We start from the raw sequence: 19,800 nt of genomic DNA, 5'->3' as shown, positions 1-19,800 counted from the left end.
TGGCCCGGTGACCGATAACACTCAGCAGCACCCCGCAGCCACCCCCGAACTCCCGACCACGTACGCGCCGGCCGAGGTAGAGGGGGCGCTGTACGAGCGCTGGGTGGACCGCGGCTACTTCACCGCCGACGTGAAGAGCGACAAGCCGCCCTTCACCATCGTCATCCCGCCGCCGAACGTCACCGGCTCGCTCCACCTGGGCCACGCCTTCCAGCACACGCTGATGGACGCCCTCACCCGCCGCAAGCGCATGCAGGGCTACGAGGCCCTGTGGCTGCCCGGCATGGACCACGCCGGCATCGCCACCCAGAACAAGGTCGAGCAGCAGCTCGCCGAGGTCGGCAAGTCCCGCCACGACCTGGGCCGCGAGGAGTTCGTCGAGCGTGTCTGGCAGTGGAAGGAGGAGTACGGCGGCAAGATCCTCGGCCAGATGCGCCGGCTCGGCGACGGCGTCGACTGGAGCCGTGAGCGCTTCACCATGGACGAGGGCCTGTCCCGTGCCGTCCAGACCATCTTCAAGAAGCTGTACGAGGACGGTCTGATCTACCGCGCCGAGCGCATCATCAACTGGTGCCCGCGCTGCCTCACCGCGATCTCCGACATCGAGGTCGAGTACCAGGAGGACGCCGGCGAGCTGGTCTCCATCCGGTACGGCGAGGGCGAGGACTCGCTGGTCGTCGCCACCACCCGGGCCGAGACGATGCTCGGCGACACCGCCGTCGCCGTCCACCCCGACGACGAGCGCTACGCGCACCTGGTCGGCAAGCAGATCAAGCTGCCGCTGACCGACCGCACCATCCCGGTCGTCGCGGACACCCACGTCGACCCGGAGTTCGGCACCGGCGCCGTCAAGGTGACGCCCGCGCACGACCCGAACGACTTCGCCATCGGCCAGCGCCACGACCTGCCGTCGCTGTCCGTCATGGACGAGCACGGCGTCATCACCGTCCACGGCCCCTTCCTCGGCCTGGACCGCTTCGAGGCCCGCTCCGCGGTCGTCGGCGCCCTGCGCGAGCAGGGCCGCATCGTCGCCGAGAAGCGCCCGTACACGCACTCCGTCGGCCACTGCTCGCGCTGCAAGACCACCGTCGAGCCGCGCCTGTCCCTCCAGTGGTGGGTCAACGTCAAGCCGCTGGCCAAGGCCGCCGGCGACGCGGTCCGCGACGGCCGGGTCGCCATCCACCCGGCCGACATGTCGAAGCGCTACTTCGACTGGGTCGACAACATGAACGACTGGTGCATCTCGCGCCAGCTGTGGTGGGGCCACCGGATCCCGATCTGGTACGGCCCGGAGGGCGAGATCGTCTGCGTCGGCCCCGACGAGCAGGCGCCGACGGGCGAGGGCTGGCACCAGGACACCGACGTCCTCGACACCTGGTTCTCCTCCGGCTTGTGGCCGTTCTCCACGCTCGGCTGGCCGGAGCGGACGCCGGAGCTGGAGAAGTTCTACTCGACCGACGTCCTGGTCACCGGCCACGACATCATCTTCTTCTGGGTCGCCCGGATGATGATGTTCGGCCTGTACGCGATGGACGGCGAGGTCCCGTTCAAGACCATCGCCCTGACCGGCCTGGTCCGCGACGAGTTCGGCAAGAAGATGTCGAAGTCCTTCGGCAACGTCGTCGACCCGCTGGACTGGATGGACAAGTACGGCTCCGACGCCGTCCGCTTCACCCTGGCCAAGGGCGCCAACCCGGGCACCGACGTGCCGATCGGCGAGGACTGGGTCCAGGCGTCCCGCAACTTCGCCAACAAGATCTGGAACGCCACCCGCTTCGCGATGATGAACGGCGCGACGATCGAGGGCGAGCTGCCGCCGGCGGAGCAGCTGTCCGCGACGGACCGCTGGATCCTCTCGCGTCTCAACAAGACGGTCGCGCAGGCCGACGCGTACTACGAGGACTTCCAGTTCTCCAAGCTCAGCGAGGCGCTCTACCACTTCGCGTGGGACGAGGTCTTCGCCTGGTACGTCGAGCTGTCGAAGACGACGTTCTTCGCGGGCGGCGAGGGCGCGAAGGTCTCCGGCCGGGTCCTCGGCGAGGTCCTGGACGTCATGCTGCGTCTGCTGCACCCGATCGTCCCGTTCGTCACCGAGACGCTGTGGACCACGCTGACCGGCGGCGAGTCCCTGGTGATCGCCGACTGGCCGAAGGACAGCGGCTTCCGCGACGAGGCCGCCGAGCGCGAGATCGAGCTGGTCCAGCAGGTCGTCACCGAGGTCCGCCGGTTCCGCAAGGAGCAGGGCCTCAACGACGGCCAGAAGGTCCCGGCCCGTCTCGACCTCGACGGCACCGCGCTCGCCTCGCACGAGGCCGCCATCCGCCAGCTGCTGCGCCTCCAGCCGGAGGGCGAGGCATTCTCCGCCACCGCCTCCCTGCCGGTCGCCGGCGCGACGGTCTCCCTCGACCTGTCGGGCACCATCGACGTGGCCGCCGAGCGCAAGCGGCTCGCGAAGGACCTGGCCGCCGCCGAGAAGGAGAAGGCGCAGGCCGAGGGCAAGCTGGGCAACGAGGCGTTCCTCGCCAAGGCGCCCGACAACGTGGTCGACAAGATCCGTACCCGCCTCGCCAAGGCGGACGAGGACATCGCCCGTATCCGGACGCAGCTGGACCGCCTGCCGCAGGCGTAACCGGACGGGGAAGGGGTCCCTCCCGCGCATCGAGCGCGGGAGGGACCCTTTTTCGTAGGTGACACACCGTCAGAAAATTAGTCCGATCCGGACTAAGTGCCCGATCTCACAGTGATCGGGACTTCAGGACCACGGTGACGGGACCTTCGACCCGGGATGATGGCCTCATGCCCCCCTCGCCCGCCCCGCTCACGCTGCGCCGCTGTGTGGACCGGTGGGCCGTGTCGCCGCCGGCCATGGACGTCGTCGCCGCACTCTTCTCCTTCGGCCTGATGGTCCTGGACGTCCCCGGGCTCGCCCGTGAGGACGACTCGCTCCCCGGCTGGGTCGCGGCCCTGGTCTTCGCCGCCGCCGCGTCGACCCTGACGCTGCGCCGCCGGATGCCGTGGGTGCCGTTCGTGGTGGCCATGGGCACGCTGGGCTGGCTGCACGAACTGACGATGATCCAGTTCGCGCTGTACTCCCTCGGCCGCTTCCGGGGCCGCCGGACCGCCCTGCTGGCCACGGCTCTGTACGTGGTCGTCGCGTACGCCTACTTCAACCTGCCGGGCTGGCCCGACCGGCACGGCGACACCCTCAGCGACTTCCTCAGCCTGGTCCTGCCCATCGGCGTCCTCGCGGCGGGCGTCGGCATCGCCGCGTACCGCCAGGACCTGGTCGCCGCCCTGGAGGTCGAGCGCCGCGAGTCCGCCGCCCGGCAGGCCGTCCAGGAGGAGCGCATCCAGGTCGGCCGGGACGTCCACGACCTGGTGGGCCGGGAGCTGACCCTGCTCGCCGTACGCGCCGAGGTGCTGGCGGTACGCGCCCGGGGCCAGGCCCACCAGCAGGACTTCGAGGAACTGGCCGACACCGCCCGCCGCGCCCATCACATGCTCAACGAGACCATCGTCCGGCGCACCGACGACACCCCCGGCCTGGACGGTCTCGCGGCCCTCGCCGAGGAGAGCGAGCAGATGGGCAGCCCCGTGCGGCTCGACGTCGACGCCGGGGCGAAGGCCCTCTCCCCGCTGCGCCAGGCGGCGGTCCACCGGGTCGTCCGCGAGTGCCTCACGAACGCGGCCAAGCACGCCCCCGGCCTCCCCGTCACCGTCGCCATCACCCTCGACGCCGCCGACCTCCACCTGGAGGTCCACAACCCCCTCCCGGCCACCCCGCCGGACCGCGCCCCGGTCTCCGCCGGCACGGGCCTGCTCTCCATGGCGGAACGTGTCACGACGATGGGCGGCACCCTCCACGCGACCCGCACCGACGACGCGTACGTGGTGAGGGCGACGCTGCCGTCGGGCCTGCGGTAGCCCACCCCACCGCACGGCGACCTGCACCGCCCCACCGCACGGCCGCGCGCAGCGCGTCCCGCGCCGCTCCGTAGACTGGACCCGTGAGTGACTCGACTGACCCGCGCGACCAGGCCGACGACGACCAGTTCGACGGCATCGTCGACGAAGCGACCGACCGTGATCCCGATCTGGCGGTGATCGAGGCCGGCAGCCGCACCCTGCGCGCGATGACCGGCCCGCCGCAGGGCGACCCGGTGCCGTCCCGTCCGGAGGATCCGGAGGTGGACCGCGCGCTGCGCGAGGTCGAGACGGAGCTGTCGACCCGCTGGGGCGAGACGAAGCTGGAGCCGTCGGTCAAGCGGATCGCCGCGCTGATGGACGTGCTGGGCGATCCGCAGCACGCGTACCCGTCGATCCACATCACGGGCACGAACGGCAAGACGTCGACGGCCCGCATGATCGAGGCCCTGCTCGGCGCCTTCGACCTGCGCACCGGGCGGTACACCTCGCCGCACGTGCAGACCATCACCGAGCGGATCAGCCTGGACGGCGCCCCGATCGACCCCGAGCGGTTCATCGAGACGTACCGGGACGTGAAGCCGTACGTGGAGATGGTCGACGCCCGCGAGGAGTACCGGCTGTCGTTCTTCGAGGTCCTCACCGGCATGGCGTACGCGGCGTTCGCGGACGCCCCGGTGGACGTGGCCGTGGTCGAGGTCGGCATGGGCGGCACCTGGGACGCGACGAACGTCATCGACGGTTCGGTCGCGGTGGTGACGCCGATCGACCTGGACCACACGGACCGGCTCGGCGAGACGACCGGCGAGATCGCCGGCGAGAAGTCCGGTGTCATCAAGCAGGGCGCGACGGTGATCCTGGCGCAGCAGCCGGTGGACGCGGCGCAGGTGCTGCTGAAGAAGGCCGTCTCGGTGGACGCCACCGTGGCCCGCGAGGGCATGGAGTTCGGCGTCACCGCGCGCGAGGTCGCGGTCGGCGGCCAGCTGCTGACGCTGCGGGGTCTGGGCGGCGAGTACGAAGAGGTGTTCCTGCCGCTGTACGGCGCCCACCAGGCGCACAACGCGGCGGTGGCGCTCGCGGCGGTCGAGGCGTTCTTCGGCATCGGCGCGGAGCACGCCCGCACGCTGGACATCGACACGATCCGCCGCGCGTTCGCGCAGGTGGCGTCGCCGGGCCGGCTGGAGGTCGTCCGTTCGTCGCCGACGGTCGTCCTGGACGCGGCGCACAACCCGCACGGCGCCCGCGCGACGGCCGAGGCGGTCACCGAGTCCTTCGGTTTCTCCCGGCTCATCGGCGTGGTGTCGACGAGCGCGGACAAGGACGCCCGGGGGCTGCTCGAAGCGTTCGAGCCGATCTTCGCGGAGATCGTGATCACCTCGAACTCCAACGCGCGCGCGAGCGACCCGGACGAACTCGCCGCGCTCGCGGTCGAGGTCTTCGGCGAGGACCGGGTCGTGGTGGAGCCGCGCCTGGACGACGCCATCGAGGCCGCGATCACGCTCGCCGAGGAAGAGGGCGAGTACGCGGGCGGCGGTGTGCTCGTCACCGGTTCGATCTTCACGGTCGGCGATGCCCGGCTGCTGCTCAAGAGGGGCTGAAACCTGTGCGTATGCTCTGCGCCTCGACGCTGATCGGCGAGTTCTTCGTGATCGGCTTCGCCGGTCTGGTCGCGATGAAGGACGACACGCTGTCCACGTCGACGGTCTGGACGGTGTGCGGGATCGCCATGGTCCTGACGATCCTGCTGTGCGGGATGATCACCCGTCCGGGGGGTGTGCAGCTGGGCTGGGCGCTCCAGATCGCGCTGATCGCGAGCGGTTTCGTCGTCCCGGTGATGTTCTTCCTGGGCGCGGTCTTCGCCGTCCTGTGGTGGGCCTCGGTGCACTACGGCCGGAGGATCGACGAGATCAAGGCCCGCTGGGCGGCCAACGCTGCCGCCGCCGAAGGCTCGGCAGCACCTGACGCTGCGTGATGTTCCCTGGTGCGGGCCCGGTAGATTCAGTGGCCCGCGCCCCCTTGTCTGCTTTGTTCCACCCTGAAGTCTGTCCGAAGTCCCAAAAGGAGTTTTCCCGTGAGCCAGCGCACGCTCGTCCTGCTCAAGCCCGACGCCGTCCGCCGTGGCCTGGTCGGCGAGATCATCGGCCGTATCGAGCGCAAGGCCGGCTGGACCCTCGCGGCCCTGGAGATGCGCGAGCTGGACCAGGAGACCCTGGAGCAGCACTACGGCGAGCACAAGGGCAAGCCGTTCTACGAGCCGCTGATGGGCTTCATGGCCTCCGGTCCGGTCGTCGCGCTGATCGTCGAGGGCGAGCGGGTCATCGAGGGTCTGCGGACCCTGGCCGGCCCGACCGACCCGATCGCCGCCGCCCCGGGTTCCATCCGCGGCGACTTCGGCACCATCGTCCGCGAGAACCTGATCCACGCCTCGGACTCCGAGGAGTCCGCCGAGCGCGAGATGAAGATCTTCTTCCCCGGCCTGGTCTGATCCGGGTCCGGCGGGGCTCGGGCCGGGCTTCGGCCAGGGGCCGATCCGAGCCCGGGCCGACCTGAGCCCGGGCCCCGCCGGTTCGTCCGGTCCGGGATCCGGCTCCGCGCCGGACTCCGCGTCCGGCTCCGCGCCGGACTCCGCGTCCGGCTCCGCGCCGGACTCCGCGTACCGACCACATCCGGCCGATCCGGTCCCGGAAACGGTCCGTACGGCCGACCGGCCGACCGGCGGGGCACCGCCTCCGCCGAACAGCGCATGCGCCAGAGGGCGACCGAAGGAATTCGGTCGCCCTCTGGCATATGATCGCCGATCCCGGGAACGGATCGCCGCGTCATTCCGTCACCTATACAGAGGTGGAGCGAGGCGGTCCGCCGCGCGGCAGGCGCACGGGCGGCACTACGATGGAGAACTCCACGCCGCTGCCTCGTCAGCCACCACCTCGCCGTCCTGAGAAGCCGTCAACGCTCCGCTAGGGAAGGCCCGACGATCCTCATGGGAATCAAGGGGAACTCAATGTCGTTCATCGGCCGTGACATGGCTGTCGACCTCGGGACCGCCAACACGCTGGTGTACGTCAGGGGTCGAGGCATCGTTCTGAACGAGCCGTCCGTCGTCGCGATCAACACCAACACCGGTGGCATCCTCGCGGTCGGTGCCGAGGCGAAGAAGATGATCGGCCGGACGCCCGGCAACATCGTCGCGGTCCGCCCGCTCAAGGACGGCGTGATCGCCGACTTCGAGATCACGGAGCGGATGCTCCGCTACTTCATCCTCAAGATCCACAAGCGCCGCTATCTGGCCCGCCCCCGGGTCGTCGTCTGCGTGCCCTCCGGCATCACCGGAGTCGAGCGCCGCGCCGTCATCGAGGCGTCCACCCAGGCCGGTGCCCGCCAGGTGCACATCATCGAGGAGCCGATGGCCGCCGCGATCGGCTCCGGCCTGCCGGTCCACGAGGCCACCGGCAACATGGTCGTCGACATCGGCGGCGGCACCACCGAGGTGGCCGTCATCTCCCTCGGCGGAATCGTCACGGCACAGTCCATCCGGGTGGCCGGCGACGAACTGGACAACGCGATCATCCAGCACGTCAAGAAGGAGTACTCGCTCCTCCTCGGCGAGCGCACCGCCGAGCAGATCAAGATCACCATCGGCTCGGCGTACGAGCTCGAAGAGGACGAGCACACCGAGATCCGCGGCCGTGACCTGGTCTCCGGCCTGCCGAAGACCGTGGTCATCTCCGCCGCCGAGGTCCGCAAGGCCATCGAGGAGCCGGTCAACGCCATCGTGGACGCGGTGAAGACCACCCTCGACAAGTGCCCGCCGGAGCTGTCCGGTGACGTCATGGACCGGGGCATCGTCCTCACCGGCGGCGGCGCCCTGCTGCGCGGCCTCGACGAGCGGCTGCGCCAGGAGACCGGCATGCCGATCCACATCGCCGAGGACCCGCTGGACTCGGTGGCGCTCGGCTCCGGCAAGTGCGTCGAGGAGTTCGAGGCCCTCCAGCAGGTCCTGGACGCCCAGCCACGCCGCTGACGGCCCGCCGGGCCCGGGGGTGATCCCGGGCCCGGCGCCGTCGCGAGGCCGCCCGGCGCCCCCCGCACCCGGTGGATCTCGCGCCCCGCGCGCGTACGCGCACCCCGGTGCCGTCCGTACCCGCGCCCGTACAACTCCATCATCTGTCGACTCGAGGAAGGGCACGGCCGCCGCACGTGAGGGACACACGAGAGAGCCGGCTGCTCCTGGTGCTGTTGATCGCCACCGCGTTCGCGCTGATCACGGTGGACATCAGAGGAGGCCAGGAGTCACCGGTCGACGGTGCCCGGCAGGCCGCGGCCGCGGTCTTCGGCCCGGTCGAGAACGGAGTCGCCTCCGCGGTCGACCCGGTCGGCAACGCCATAGGAGCCGTCCGCGACTCCGGGGAGCGGAGCACCCGTATCGCCGCCCTGGAGAAGGAGAACGCGGCGCTCAAGACGAAGCTCGGCAGCGACGACCGCAACCGCAACCGGGTGCGCGAACTCGACGCCATGCTGAAGACCGCCGGGGCCGGCCAGTACGGCATCAAGGGCGCCCAGGTCATCGCCATCGGCGCCGCCCAGGGCTTCTCCTGGACCGTCACCATCGACATCGGCGCCCGGGACGGCGTCAAGCGCGACATGACCGTCATCAACGGCTCCGGGCTTGTCGGCCGCGTCACCACCGTCGGCCCGTCCACGTCCACCGTGCTGCTCGCCAACGACCCGGACTTCACCGTCGGCACCCGGATGGAGAAGAGCGACGAACTCGGCTTCGCCACCGGCCAGGGCGACCGCCCGCTGCTCATCCAGCTCCTCAACGGCAAGGCCAAGGTCAAGAAGGGCGACCGGCTCGTCACCTTCGGCTCGCAGGCCGACAAGCCGTTCGTGCCCGGCGTGCCCGTCGGCGAGGTCGTCCGCGTCGACCCCGCGGGCGGCGGTCTGACCCGCAACATCTACGTCCGCCCGTACGTCGGCTTCACCAAGCTCGACATCGTCGGCGTCGTCGTCCAGGCCCCGCGCAAGGACCCGCGCGACATGGTCCTGCCGCAGAAGCCCAAGCCCGCGCCGACCGTCACCGTCACGGCCCCGCCGCCGGCCCAGGACGGCCAGCAGGCCGACGGCCAGCGGCAGCCGGGACAGCAGACGGGTGGTCAGGCGCCGGTCGGACCGGCCGCGGGCCGCGTCCAGCAGCCGGGGCAGCCGGCCCAGCCGCCCGCCGCCCCGCCCGCCGACCAGGCGGACGAGAACCAGCAGCCGCAGGACCAGGGGGCGACACCGTGAAGATCAACCGCATTCTCCTGTCGGCGGTCCTGGTCGTCGTCGCCCTCGTCGTCCAGGTCTCCGTCCTCGCCCGGCTCCAGCTCCCCGGCGCCGTCCCGGACCTCGTCCTGCTCACGGTGGTCGCCCTCGCCCTGGTGTACGGGCACGTCACCGGCGCCCTCGCGGGCTTCGCCGCCGGACTGCTCGCCGACCTCGCCCCGCCCGCCGACCACGCGGCCGGCCGCTACGCCCTGGTGCTCTGCCTCGTCGGCTATCTGTGCGGCCTGGCCCGCCCCGAGAACGGCCGGCTGAAGTCCGCCACCGGCCCGATGACCGTGGTGGCCGCCGCCGCCGTCGGCTCCACCCTGCTCTACGCGGGAGTCGGCGCCCTCGTCGGCGACACCGCCGCCCGCCATGTCGGCCTCGGGTTCCTGCTGTTCACGGCCGTCCTGTACGACCTGCTCCTCGCCCCGTTCACAGTGCCGCTGATCATGGCCCTGGCCCGGCGCGTCGACAACGACCCGATCGCCGGTGCGACGGGGGCGAACGGCGCCGACGTGGCCTCCGGCTGGCTGTCCTCCGGCACCGGCCTGAGAATCGGCGGCCCGAGCAACGGACTGCGCATCAAGGCCGCCCGTAACCGCGCCTCGCGCGCCGGGCGGATCAAGGGAGTCAAGCGACTGTGACCCAGGGGGCAGCGGCAGCATGAGCAACATCCCCGAGACCGGGCGGACCCCCCGGGTCCAGATCCGGCTCGTCGTCATCCAGGTTCTCGTCTTCTCCCTGCTCTTCACCCTCGGCGGACGCCTCTGGTACCTCCAGATCCGCAACGGCAAGGAGTACGGGGACGAGGCCAAGAACAACCACGTCCAGCGGGTCGTCCAGCCCGCCGTCCGAGGCTCCGTCCTCGACGCCCGAGGGGTGCCGCTCGCCGACAACGAGACCCGGCTCGTGGTCTCCGCCTCGCGCACCGAGCTGATGAAGATGAAGGACGACGGCAAGGCCGTCCTCACCCGGCTCGCCGACGTCCTCCACATGAAGCCCGAGGACGTCGTCAACAAGATCCGGCTGTGCGACTCCAAGACGCCCAAGCCCTGCTGGAACGGCTCGCCCTACCAGCCCATCCCGGTCACCGACGAGGCCACCACCCAGCAGGCCCTCCAGATCCGCGAGCGCGCCGAGGACTTCCCCGGGATCACCGCCGAACCCGCCGCCGTACGCCGCTACCCGACCCCCGGCAAGTCCCGCACCTCCCAGGTCCTCGGCTATCTCTCGCCGGTCACCGACGACGAGATCGAGAAGGCGAAGACCACCGAGTCGCCGTATCTGCGCTCCGACATGGTCGGCCGCTCCGGCCTGGAGCGTACGTACGACAAGCAGCTGCGCGGCAAGGCCGGCGTCACCCGCTACGAGGTCGACAACCTCGGCCGGGTCATCGGCCAGGCCAAGAGCGACCCGGCGGTGCCCGGCGCCAACGTGGTCACCTCCATCGACGCCCGCGTCCAGGCGGTCGCCGAATGGGAACTGGCCAACGCCATGAAGGAAGCCCGCAAGACCTTCGACAAGAACACCAACGAGAACTACAAGGCCGACGCGGGCGCCGTCGTCGTCATGGAGGCCAAGACCGGCCGGATCGTCGCCATGGCCTCGCTGCCCGACTACGACCCCAACGCCTGGGTCGGCGGCATCTCCGCCAAGGACTACGCCGCCCTCACCGGCAAGAACTCCAACTTCCCGCTGCTCAACCGGGCCATCCAGGGCCAGGCCGCGCCGGGCTCCATCTTCAAGGTCGTCTCCACCACCGCCGCCGTCAACGCCGGCTACGACTTCGACGGCCGCTACCCCTGCACCAGCTCGTACTCCATCGGCAACCAGGTCTTCAAGAACTTCGAGTCGCAAAACCACGGCCCGATCTCGCTCGGCCGCGCCCTGGAGGTCTCCTGCGACACCGTCTTCTACGCCCTCGCCCACCAGCAGTGGCAGAAGGACGGCGGGATGAAGCCGAAGAGCCACCCGGGCGACTGGTTCTACAAGACGGCCCACCAGTTCGGCCTCGGCGCCGAGACCGGCATCGACCTGCCCAACGAGGTCACCGGCCGGGTCCCCGACCGCCAGTGGAAGCAGAACTTCTGGTCGGCCAACAAGGACTGGTGGTGCAAGAACGGCAAGAAGGGCGGCACCTACGTCCAGCAGCTCTCGTACGAGAACTGCCTGGAGGGCAATCTGATGCGCGCCGGTGACTCCGTCAACTACTCCATCGGCCAGGGCGACACCCTCGTCACCCCCATCCAGATGGCCACCATCTACTCCGCCATCGCCAACGGCGGCACCCTGTGGAACCCCACCGTCGGCAAGGCCGTCATCACCGCCGACGGCAGAAACGTCGAGGAGATCAAGCCCAAGTCGCACGGCAAGCTGCCGTTCACCAAGGCGACCCGCGACTTGATAGACGAAGCCCTCGCGGGTGTCGCCACCCGAGGTACGGCCGCCTGGCGGTTCGGCGGCTGGCCGCAGGACAAGGTCGCGATGCACGCCAAGACGGGTACGGCGGAGGTCTACGGCAAGCAGACCACCTCGTGGTTCGCCACGTACACCAAGGACTACTCGATCGTCATGACGATCTCCCAGGGTGGTACGGGCTCCGGCGCCTCCGGCCCCGCCGTGCGCAACATCTACGACGCGCTGTACGGCTTCGACGACTCCGGCAAGCAGGACCTGAAGCGGGCGCTGCTGCCGCAGCCCCAGAAGGACCTGCCGAAGATCGCGGCCGACGGCTCCATCGACGCGCCCGGCATCGAGCCGTACGACCCGAACGCGGGCAAGACGGCCGACACCCTGCCGCCGACGGAGGCGGGACCGCCCGCCGACCAGCCGGCCGATCCACCGCGCAAGCCCACCGACCCGCTGGCCGGACCGCCCGGCACCGCCCTGCGCGGGAGGGACTGACCGATGACCACGCCCCACGGCTTCTCCGTCTCCCGCTACGCGCCCAAGCGCGGCACGATCGCCCGGCTCGCCGCCCGCGACTCGGTGCTGCGCCGGCTCGACTGGCCCATCCTGCTGTCGGCGCTCGCCCTGTCCTTCCTGGGCTCGCTGCTGGTGTGGTCCGCGACCCGCGGCCGCACCTCGCTCAATCAGGGCGACCCGTACTACTTCCTGTTCCGGCACGCCATGAACACCGGGATCGGGCTCGCCCTGATGATCGGCACCGTCTGGCTCGGCCACCGCACGCTGCGCGGCGCGGTCCCGTTCCTGTACGGCATCTCGATCGTGCTGATCCTCGCCGTGCTCACCCCGCTCGGCGCGACCATCAACGGCGCGCACGCCTGGATCGTCGTCGGCGGCGGCTTCTCGCTCCAGCCCAGCGAGTTCGTCAAGATCACCATCATTCTGGTGATGGCGATGCTGCTGGCCGCGAAGGTCGACGCGGGCGACCAGCTCCACCCCGACCACGGCACCGTCGCCAAGGCGCTCGGCCTGGCCGCGCTGCCCATGGGCATCGTCATGCTGATGCCCGACCTCGGCTCCGTGATGGTCATGGCGGTCATCGTGCTCGGGGCGCTGCTCGCCTCCGGCGCCTCCAACCGCTGGGTCCTCGGCCTGATCGGCGCGGGCGTCCTCGGCGCGGTGCTCGTCACCGCGCTCGGCATGCTCGACGAGTACCAGATCAACCGGTTCGCCGCCTTCGCCAACCCGGACCTCGACCCGGCCGGTGTCGGCTACAACACCAACCAGGCGCGGATCGCGATCGGGTCGGGCGGACTGCTCGGCTCGGGACTCTTCAAGGGGTCCCAGACCACCGGCCAGTTCGTGCCCGAGCAGCAGACGGACTTCGTCTTCACCGTCGCGGGGGAGGAGCTGGGCTTCGTCGGCGCGGGGCTCATCCTCGTGCTGCTCGGCGTGATCCTGTGGCGCGCCTGCCGGATCGCCCGCGAGACGACCGAGCTGTACGGCACGATCGTGGCGGCCGGGATCATCGCCTGGTTCGCCTTCCAGGCATTCGAGAACATCGGGATGACCCTCGGCATCATGCCGGTGGCCGGTCTGCCGCTGCCGTTCGTCTCGTACGGAGGGTCGTCGATGTTCGCGGTGTGGGTGGCGATCGGGCTGCTCCAGTCGATCAGGGTGCAGCGCCCGATGACGGCGTAGTTCCCCGGCTTCGGCTCCTTCGGCTCCGCTGCTCGCCGCCCGTTTCGCCACTAGATTCGATGTATGGCACAGAAACGGGCGGCGGCGGAGCGCACGGGGAAGCGGCCGGGGGAGCGGGGCTCCGGTGCCACGACACACCGCGAGATCGAACGTAAATACGAGGCCACGGGGAAGACCCGGCTCCCCGACCTCACCCGCGCCCACGGCGTCGCCACCACCCGTGCCCGGGGCGTCACCGAACTCGACGCCGTCTACTACGACACCGCCGACCTCCGGCTCGCCGCCGACTCCCTCACCCTGCGCCGCCGCACCGGCGGCGCCGACGCCGGCTGGCACCTGAAGCTCCCCGTCGCCCCCGGCGTCCGCGACGAGATCAGGGCCCCGCTCTCGGACACACTCCCGCGCTCCTTGGCGGGGCTGCTGCGTTCCCGCGTCCGCACCGCCCCCGTCCAGCCGGTCGTCCGGCTGCGGTCCCGCCGCGACGTCACCCACCTGCACGCCGCCGACGGCACCCTGCTCGCCGAGGTCTCCGTCGACACCGTCCACGCCGAGCGCCTCACCGGCTGCCCGGGCACCGCGGACTGGACCGAGATCGAGGTCGAGCTCGCCGACGGAGCGGACCCCGAGATCCTCGACGCGGTCGAAAAACGCCTGGTCAAGGCCGGGATCCGGCCCTCCGTAGCCCCCTCGAAACTCGCCCGCGCCCTCGCCGCGACCGGCACCCCCGTTCCCGAGCGGCCCCCGGCCGGGGGCACAGGTACCGGTACTGGCGCCGATACGGACACCGGCACGGCGGGCTCCGTCGTCCTCGCCTACGTACGCGCACAGGCCGACGCCCTCGTCCGGCTCGACCCCGCCGTCCGCCGCGACCTGCCCGACGCCGTCCACCGGATGCGGGTCGCCTGCCGGCGGCTGCGCGGCGCCCTGCGGACGTACGGCGACGTCCTCGACCGCGAGGTCACCGACCCCCTCGGCGCCGAACTGCGCCGGCTCGCCGCCGAACTCGGCGCCGCCCGCGACCTCGAAGTACTCGACGACCGCATCCGGACCGCCCTCGACGCGATTCCCCGCGACCTCGCCGCCGGACCCGTCCACCGGCGCCTGAAGAGCTGGGCGAAGAGCCGGAACGCGGGCACCCGCCGCCGCGCCCGGGCCGCCCTCGACTCCCCGCGCCACCTCGCCCTGCTCACCCGGATCGACGCCCTGCTCGCCGACCCGCCCCTGCTCCCCGCCGCCCACCGGCCTGCGGGGCCCGTCCTGCGCAAGGCGGTCCTGCGCGACCACCGCCGCCTCGCCCGCGGGGTCGAGCGGGCCCTCGCGCTCGACCCCGGGACGGAACGCGACCACGCCCTGCACGACGCCCGCAAGGCCGCCAAACGCGTCCGCTACGCCGCCGAGGCAGCCGCCCCCGCCCTCGGCAAGCCCGCCCGCCGTCTCGTCACCCGGATGAAACGTCTCCAGGACTGTCTCGGCGACCACCAGGACTCCGTCGTCGCCCGCGCCGCGCTGCGCGAACTGGCCGACGCGGCCCACACGGCCGGCGAGACCGCCTTCACCTGGGGTGTTCTGTACGGCAGGGAGGAAGCGGCGGCCGCGGACCGCGAACGCGAGCTGCACCGGGTGTGGGCCCGCTCCTCCGCGCCCCGCTTCCGGGCGGCACGGAGCCGCTGAGCGCCGGGGTACGCTGGATAGTCGCCCCCCTGCCAGCTCACAAAGGTTCGAGATGTCTGCTGCCGAGTCTGTCTTTCCGCAGCTCGAAGCTCTGCTCCCGCACGTGCAGAAGCCGATTCAGTACGTCGGCGGAGAGCTGAACTCCACGGTCAAGCCGTGGGAGTCCGCCGATGTCCGCTGGGCGCTGATGTACCCGGACGCGTACGAGGTCGGTCTGCCCAACCAGGGCGTCATGATCCTCTACGAGGTACTGAACGAGCGGGAGGGCGTCCTCGCCGAGCGCACGTACAGCGTGTGGCCGGACCTGGAGGCCCTGATGCGCGAGCACAAGGTCCCGCAGTTCACCGTCGACTCCCACCGCCCGGTCTCCGCGTTCGACGTGTTCGGCCTGTCCTTCTCCACGGAGCTGGGCTACACGAACATGCTCACCGCCCTCGACCTGGCCGGCATCCCGCTGGAGTCGAAGGACCGCACCGTCGATCACCCGATCGTGCTCGCCGGCGGCCACGCCGCCTTCAACCCCGAGCCGATCGCGGACTTCATCGACGCGGCGATCATCGGCGACGGCGAGCAGGCCGTCCTCGACATGACGGAGATCATCCGCCAGTGGAAGGCCGAGGGCCGCCCGGGCGGTCGCGAGGAGGTCCTCTTCCGCCTCGCGAAGACGGGCAGCATCTACGTCCCGGCCTTCTACGACGTGGAGTACCTGCCCGACGGCCGCATCGGCCGGGTCGTCCCCAACAAGTCCGGTGTGCCGTGGCGCGTCTCCAAGCACACCGTCATGGACCTCGACGAGTGGCCGTACCCCAAGCAGCCCCTCGTCCCGCTCGCGGAGACCGTCCACGAGCGGATGTCCGTCGAGATCTTCCGCGGTTGCACCCGCGGCTGCCGTTTCTGCCAGGCCGGCATGATCACGCGCCCCGTGCGGGAGCGAAGCATCACCGGCATCGGCGAGATGGTGGACCGCGGTCTGAAGGCGACCGGCTTCGAAGAGGTCGGTCTGCTCTCGCTGTCCTCCGCGGACCACACGGAGATCGGTGAGATCGCCAAGGGTCTCGCCGACCGCTACACGGACGACAAGATCGGTCTGTCGCTGCCGTCGACCCGCGTCGACGCGTTCAACGTCGACCTGGCCAACGAGCTGACCCGCAACGGCCGTCGTTCCGGACTGACCTTCGCCCCCGAGGGCGGCTCCGAGCGCATGCGCAAGGTCATCAACAAGATGGTCTCGGAAGAGGACCTGATCCGTACCGTCGCCACCGCGTACGGCAACGGCTGGCGCCAGGTGAAGCTGTACTTCATGTGCGGCCTGCCGACCGAGACCGACGAGGACGTGCTCCAGATCGCCGACATGGCGATCAACGTCATCGCCAAGGGCCGCGAGGTCTCCGGCCAGAACGACATCCGCTGCACCGTCTCCATCGGCGGGTTCGTGCCCAAGCCGCACACCCCGTTCCAGTGGGCGCCGCAGCTGTCGGCCGAGGAGACGGACGCCCGTCTGCAGAAGCTCCGCGACAAGATCCGCGGCGACAAGAAGTACGGCCGCTCCATCGGCTTCCGCTACCACGACGGCAAGCCCGGCATCGTCGAGGGCCTGCTCTCCCGGGGCGACCGCCGGATCGGCGCGGTCATCCGCGCGGTCTACGAGGACGGCGGCCGCTTCGACGGCTGGCGCGAGCACTTCTCGTACGACCGCTGGATGGCGTGCGCCGACAAGACGCTGCCCGAGTTCGGTGTCGACGTCGACTGGTACACCACCCGCGAGCGCGGCTACGAGGAGGTCCTGCCCTGGGACCACCTGGACTCCGGTCTCGACAAGGACTGGCTCTGGGAGGACTGGCAGGACGCCCTCGACGAGACCGAGGTCGACGACTGCCGCTGGACCCCGTGCTTCGACTGCGGTGTCTGCCCGGCGATGCAGACCGAGATCCAGGTCGGCCCGACCGGCAAGAAGCTGCTGCCGCTCTCGGTCAAGAAGTAGGCGCGGGCGGGAAACCGGCGCGGGGACGGGCGTGACACGCCCGGGTCCCGTGTGAGTCCCGTGTGACGAAGGCCCGGCGGAGGACAACCCTCCGCCGGGCCTCCGGCGTCTGTGTGGGCATGAACACGCCCGACCCGGACCCCGCCCCGGACCGCGCCCCGGCGCCCGCCGAGGCCCCTGCCCCGGCGCCCTCCCGGGTGCCCGTCCCGGCCGCCCACGCCCCGCATCCGCTGATCCGGATCCCGGTCCGGGTCGTCGTGCTGGTCCTCGTCCTGCCGGTGCGCATGGCCTGGGACGCCGTGGAGGCCGGCGGGCACCTGCTCGAACGGCACCTGCTGCGGCCGGCGGGCCGCGCCCTCGGCCGGCTGCTGGACGGATCGGGCCGGGCTCTGGTCTGGCTCTTCGGACCGGTGGGACGGGTGCTGGCCCGGGCCGGCGCGGTGGTGTGGCACGGCCTGACCTGGGCGTTCACCGGGATCCGGCGCGCCCTAGGGTGGCTCGGCCGGGGGATCGGACACGGCCTCGCGGTCGCCGCCCGATGGACCGGCGCCGCGCTGGCCCGGCCCTTCGTCCTGGCCTGGCGCCATGTGATCGTCCCGGTCGCCGTCCACGGGATCGCCCGCCCGGCCGGCTGGCTGTGGCGGGAGGCCCTCGCCCCGCTCCTGCGCCGAGGCGTCGCCGCCCCGGCCGGGTGGCTGTACGCGCGCGTACTCGCACCGCTCGGCCGGGAGATCCGCGACGCGCTCGCCATCTGTTGGCGCGTCGCCGGATTCCTCTCGCACGCCGCGTGGCGCGGCCTCGCCTGGACGGTCCGCACCCTCGTCGTACGGCCCGTGGTCTGGGTGGCCCGCGATCTCGTCGCCCGGCCGCTCGGCTGGCTCCTGCGCCATCTGGTCCGCGATCCCGCCGCCTGGCTCTACCGGGAGGTCTGCGTCCCGGCCGGGCACCGGGTCCGCGACGCCGTCCTGAGCCCGGCCCGCACCGCCCTCACCCAGGTCCGAAAGACCGCGCGCGCCGTGCTCTCCGCCGCCCGGGACACCGTGCGCACCGCCCGGCAGGACGCGTGGCGCGCCCTCGTCGGCGGAGCGCGCCCCGGGCGGCCCGGGGAACCTCCGGCGGCCTCGGCGCGTACTCTGGGTAGTACAACGAACGTCCCCGGCGCGGCGCCCGCACCCGAGATCTCCTCGCACCAGCGGGGGTGAGCCGGGCGGGACCCCCGGGACACACCCGCCTTCGAGGGCGGCCGCCTCCCGCGCCCGCCCCGCACCGAGGAGAAGAACCACTGGGCAAGCGACAGCCCGAAGGCCCGCCGCCCGCACCTGCGGTGCAGCGCATCCGACTGCGCTACACCAAGCGCGGCCGCCTCCGGTTCACCAGCCACCGTGACTTCCAGCGCGCCTTCGAGCGCGCCCTGCGCCGTGCCGAGGTGCCCATGGCGTACTCGGCCGGGTTCACCCCGCACCCCAAGGTGTCGTACGCGAACGCCGCCCCGACGGGTACCGGCTCCGAGGCCGAGTACCTGGAGATCGCCCTCACCCAGGCGCGCGATCCCGAGACCCTGTGCCGGCTGCTCGACGAGTCGATGCCGACCGGTCTCGACATCGTCGAGGCCGTCGAGGCCGGCACCTCCGGTCTCGCCGACCGGCTCACCGCCTCCGTCTGGGAGCTGCGCCTCGACGGCGTCGCCACCGAGGACGCGGCCGAGGCCGTCGCGGCCTTCCTCGCGGCCGAGACCGTGGAAGTCCAGCGCAAGACCAAGAACGGAATCCGCACCTTCGACACCCGCGGTGCCGTCGTGGAGCTGACCGCGGCCCCCGCCCAGGGCGACGCCCAGGTTAATGGGCCGGTGGACAGCGCCTGTGCGATACTGCGGCTGGTTGTTCGGCACGTGACACCTGCCGTACGACCCGACGACGTCCTGTCCGGTCTCCGAGCTGTGGCCGACCTGGCGCCGCCGGTCCCCGCAGCGGTGACCAGGCTGGCGCAGGGGCTCTTCGACGAGGAGTCCGGCACGGTGACCGACCCGCTCGCGGCCGACCGCGAGGCTGTCTCGGCCGCTTCACCCACGGCCGCCGCGACCACCTCGGCGACGGCGCCGGGTGCCGGTGCCGCGTAAGGAGCGGTCGTCGTAGCGCAGCCCTGGTACTCGGGAGCCACCTGGGTCGGGCCGCGCACTGACCAGGAGACTTTCGCCAGGCCGTCCGCACAGGGCGTACGGAACCGGCGAGCCAGACATACAGCTCCCGTGCGGCGCCCGCGCCCCGGACGGCGGCACGGCACCGCGCCTCGCGCGCGTACGTGCCGCCGGACCGGAACCGACGCGGCGCCCGGGAGCGTGACGGGAGAACCGCCCGCATGCTCGAACAGCACGAAGAAAACGAGAACAACGCTCTCGGGGACAAGCTGCCGGCCCGCCGCCGGCGCCGCGCCGCCTCCCGGCCCGCCGGTCCGCCGGTGACGGCCGAGGCCGCCGCGTCCGAGACCGTCGTCGAGACCCCTTCCACCGACACGGACGCCGGCACCGGCACGCAGGCCGCAGCGTCCGCTCCGGCCGCCGCCGAGGAGCCGGCGCCCGCGCGTCCGCGCCGCCGTGCCACCCGCAAGACCAGCACGCCGGAGCCGGTGAAGGCCCAGGCCGCCGCCGAGACCCCGGCCGCCGAGCCGGTGGCCGAGGCCGCCCCGGCCGAGCCCGTCGCGGAGACGGAGGCCGCTCCGGCCCGCCGTACCCGTCGTCGTGCCACCCGCGCCGTCGCCGCCCCGGAGGCCCCCGAGGCCGCTGCGGTCGCGGAGACCCCTGCGCCCGCCGCCGAGGC

14 protein-coding genes and 1 pseudogene are annotated in these 19,800 nt (G+C 71.7%); all 15 read left to right on the top strand.

Translation table 11 applies throughout. The features are described from left to right. Positions 1-7: 7 nt before the first annotated feature. Entirely contained in the window at positions 8-2,629 is a 2,622-nt protein-coding gene (locus ABZ990_RS22025; protein WP_361234039.1) for a valine--tRNA ligase, read from the top strand. Positions 2,630-2,796: 167 nt separating this feature from the next. Beyond that, positions 2,797-3,924, top strand: coding sequence for an ATP-binding protein (locus tag ABZ990_RS22020; RefSeq protein WP_361234036.1), 1,128 nt, complete (start codon positions 2,797-2,799; stop codon positions 3,922-3,924). Positions 3,925-4,007: 83 nt separating this feature from the next. Further along, the gene (locus ABZ990_RS22015; RefSeq protein ID WP_361234033.1) at positions 4,008-5,522 is read left to right on the top strand and encodes a folylpolyglutamate synthase/dihydrofolate synthase family protein; all 1,515 of its coding nucleotides are present in this window, start codon (positions 4,008-4,010) and stop codon (positions 5,520-5,522) included. A gap of 5 nt (positions 5,523-5,527) precedes the next feature. Beyond that, complete coding sequence (locus ABZ990_RS22010; RefSeq protein ID WP_361234031.1) at positions 5,528-5,896, top strand: DUF4233 domain-containing protein; 369 nt, start codon at positions 5,528-5,530, stop codon at positions 5,894-5,896. 99 nt (positions 5,897-5,995) lie between these two features. Further along, on the top strand, positions 5,996-6,409 hold the full coding sequence (gene ndk / locus ABZ990_RS22005) for a nucleoside-diphosphate kinase (protein WP_361234029.1): 414 nt from the start codon (positions 5,996-5,998) through the stop codon (positions 6,407-6,409). A gap of 516 nt (positions 6,410-6,925) precedes the next feature. Further along, entirely contained in the window at positions 6,926-7,945 is a 1,020-nt protein-coding gene (locus ABZ990_RS22000) for a rod shape-determining protein (protein WP_361234026.1), read from the top strand. Positions 7,946-8,121: 176 nt separating this feature from the next. Next, positions 8,122-9,207 (top strand): rod shape-determining protein MreC, encoded by a 1,086-nt coding sequence (gene mreC / locus ABZ990_RS21995; protein ID WP_361234023.1) that lies wholly within the window; start codon positions 8,122-8,124, stop codon positions 9,205-9,207. Next, entirely contained in the window at positions 9,204-9,872 is a 669-nt protein-coding gene (mreD, locus tag ABZ990_RS21990) for a rod shape-determining protein MreD (protein ID WP_361234020.1), read from the top strand. The genes mreC and mreD overlap by 4 nt, the downstream gene beginning before the upstream one ends. A gap of 19 nt (positions 9,873-9,891) precedes the next feature. Next, complete coding sequence (gene mrdA, locus ABZ990_RS21985; protein ID WP_361234017.1) at positions 9,892-12,132, top strand: penicillin-binding protein 2; 2,241 nt, start codon at positions 9,892-9,894, stop codon at positions 12,130-12,132. A gap of 3 nt (positions 12,133-12,135) precedes the next feature. Continuing rightward, on the top strand, positions 12,136-13,335 hold the full coding sequence (gene rodA / locus ABZ990_RS21980; protein ID WP_361234015.1) for a rod shape-determining protein RodA: 1,200 nt from the start codon (positions 12,136-12,138) through the stop codon (positions 13,333-13,335). Positions 13,336-13,398: 63 nt separating this feature from the next. Further along, positions 13,399-15,006, top strand: coding sequence for a CYTH and CHAD domain-containing protein (locus tag ABZ990_RS21975; RefSeq protein ID WP_361234012.1), 1,608 nt, complete (start codon positions 13,399-13,401; stop codon positions 15,004-15,006). Positions 15,007-15,058: 52 nt separating this feature from the next. After that, positions 15,059-16,987 carry a TIGR03960 family B12-binding radical SAM protein gene (locus ABZ990_RS21970; protein WP_361234010.1) on the top strand — a complete coding sequence of 643 codons (1,929 nt, stop codon included), beginning with the start codon at positions 15,059-15,061 and terminating at the stop codon, positions 16,985-16,987. A 119-nt stretch (positions 16,988-17,106) separates the two neighbouring features. Then, positions 17,107-18,189 carry a hypothetical protein gene (locus ABZ990_RS21965; protein ID WP_361234007.1) on the top strand — a complete coding sequence of 361 codons (1,083 nt, stop codon included), beginning with the start codon at positions 17,107-17,109 and terminating at the stop codon, positions 18,187-18,189. Positions 18,190-18,311: 122 nt separating this feature from the next. Continuing rightward, entirely contained in the window at positions 18,312-19,103 is a 792-nt protein-coding gene (locus ABZ990_RS21960; RefSeq protein ID WP_361234004.1) for a TIGR03936 family radical SAM-associated protein, read from the top strand. A 239-nt stretch (positions 19,104-19,342) separates the two neighbouring features. After that, positions 19,343-19,800: pseudogene (locus ABZ990_RS21955) on the top strand (ribonuclease E/G); the annotation flags it as partial.

The organism is Streptomyces sp. NPDC046203 (assembly GCF_040646255.1).
GTDB lineage: Bacteria > Actinomycetota > Actinomycetes > Streptomycetales > Streptomycetaceae > Streptomyces.
This window is presented reverse-complemented; position numbering and strand designations above follow the sequence as displayed.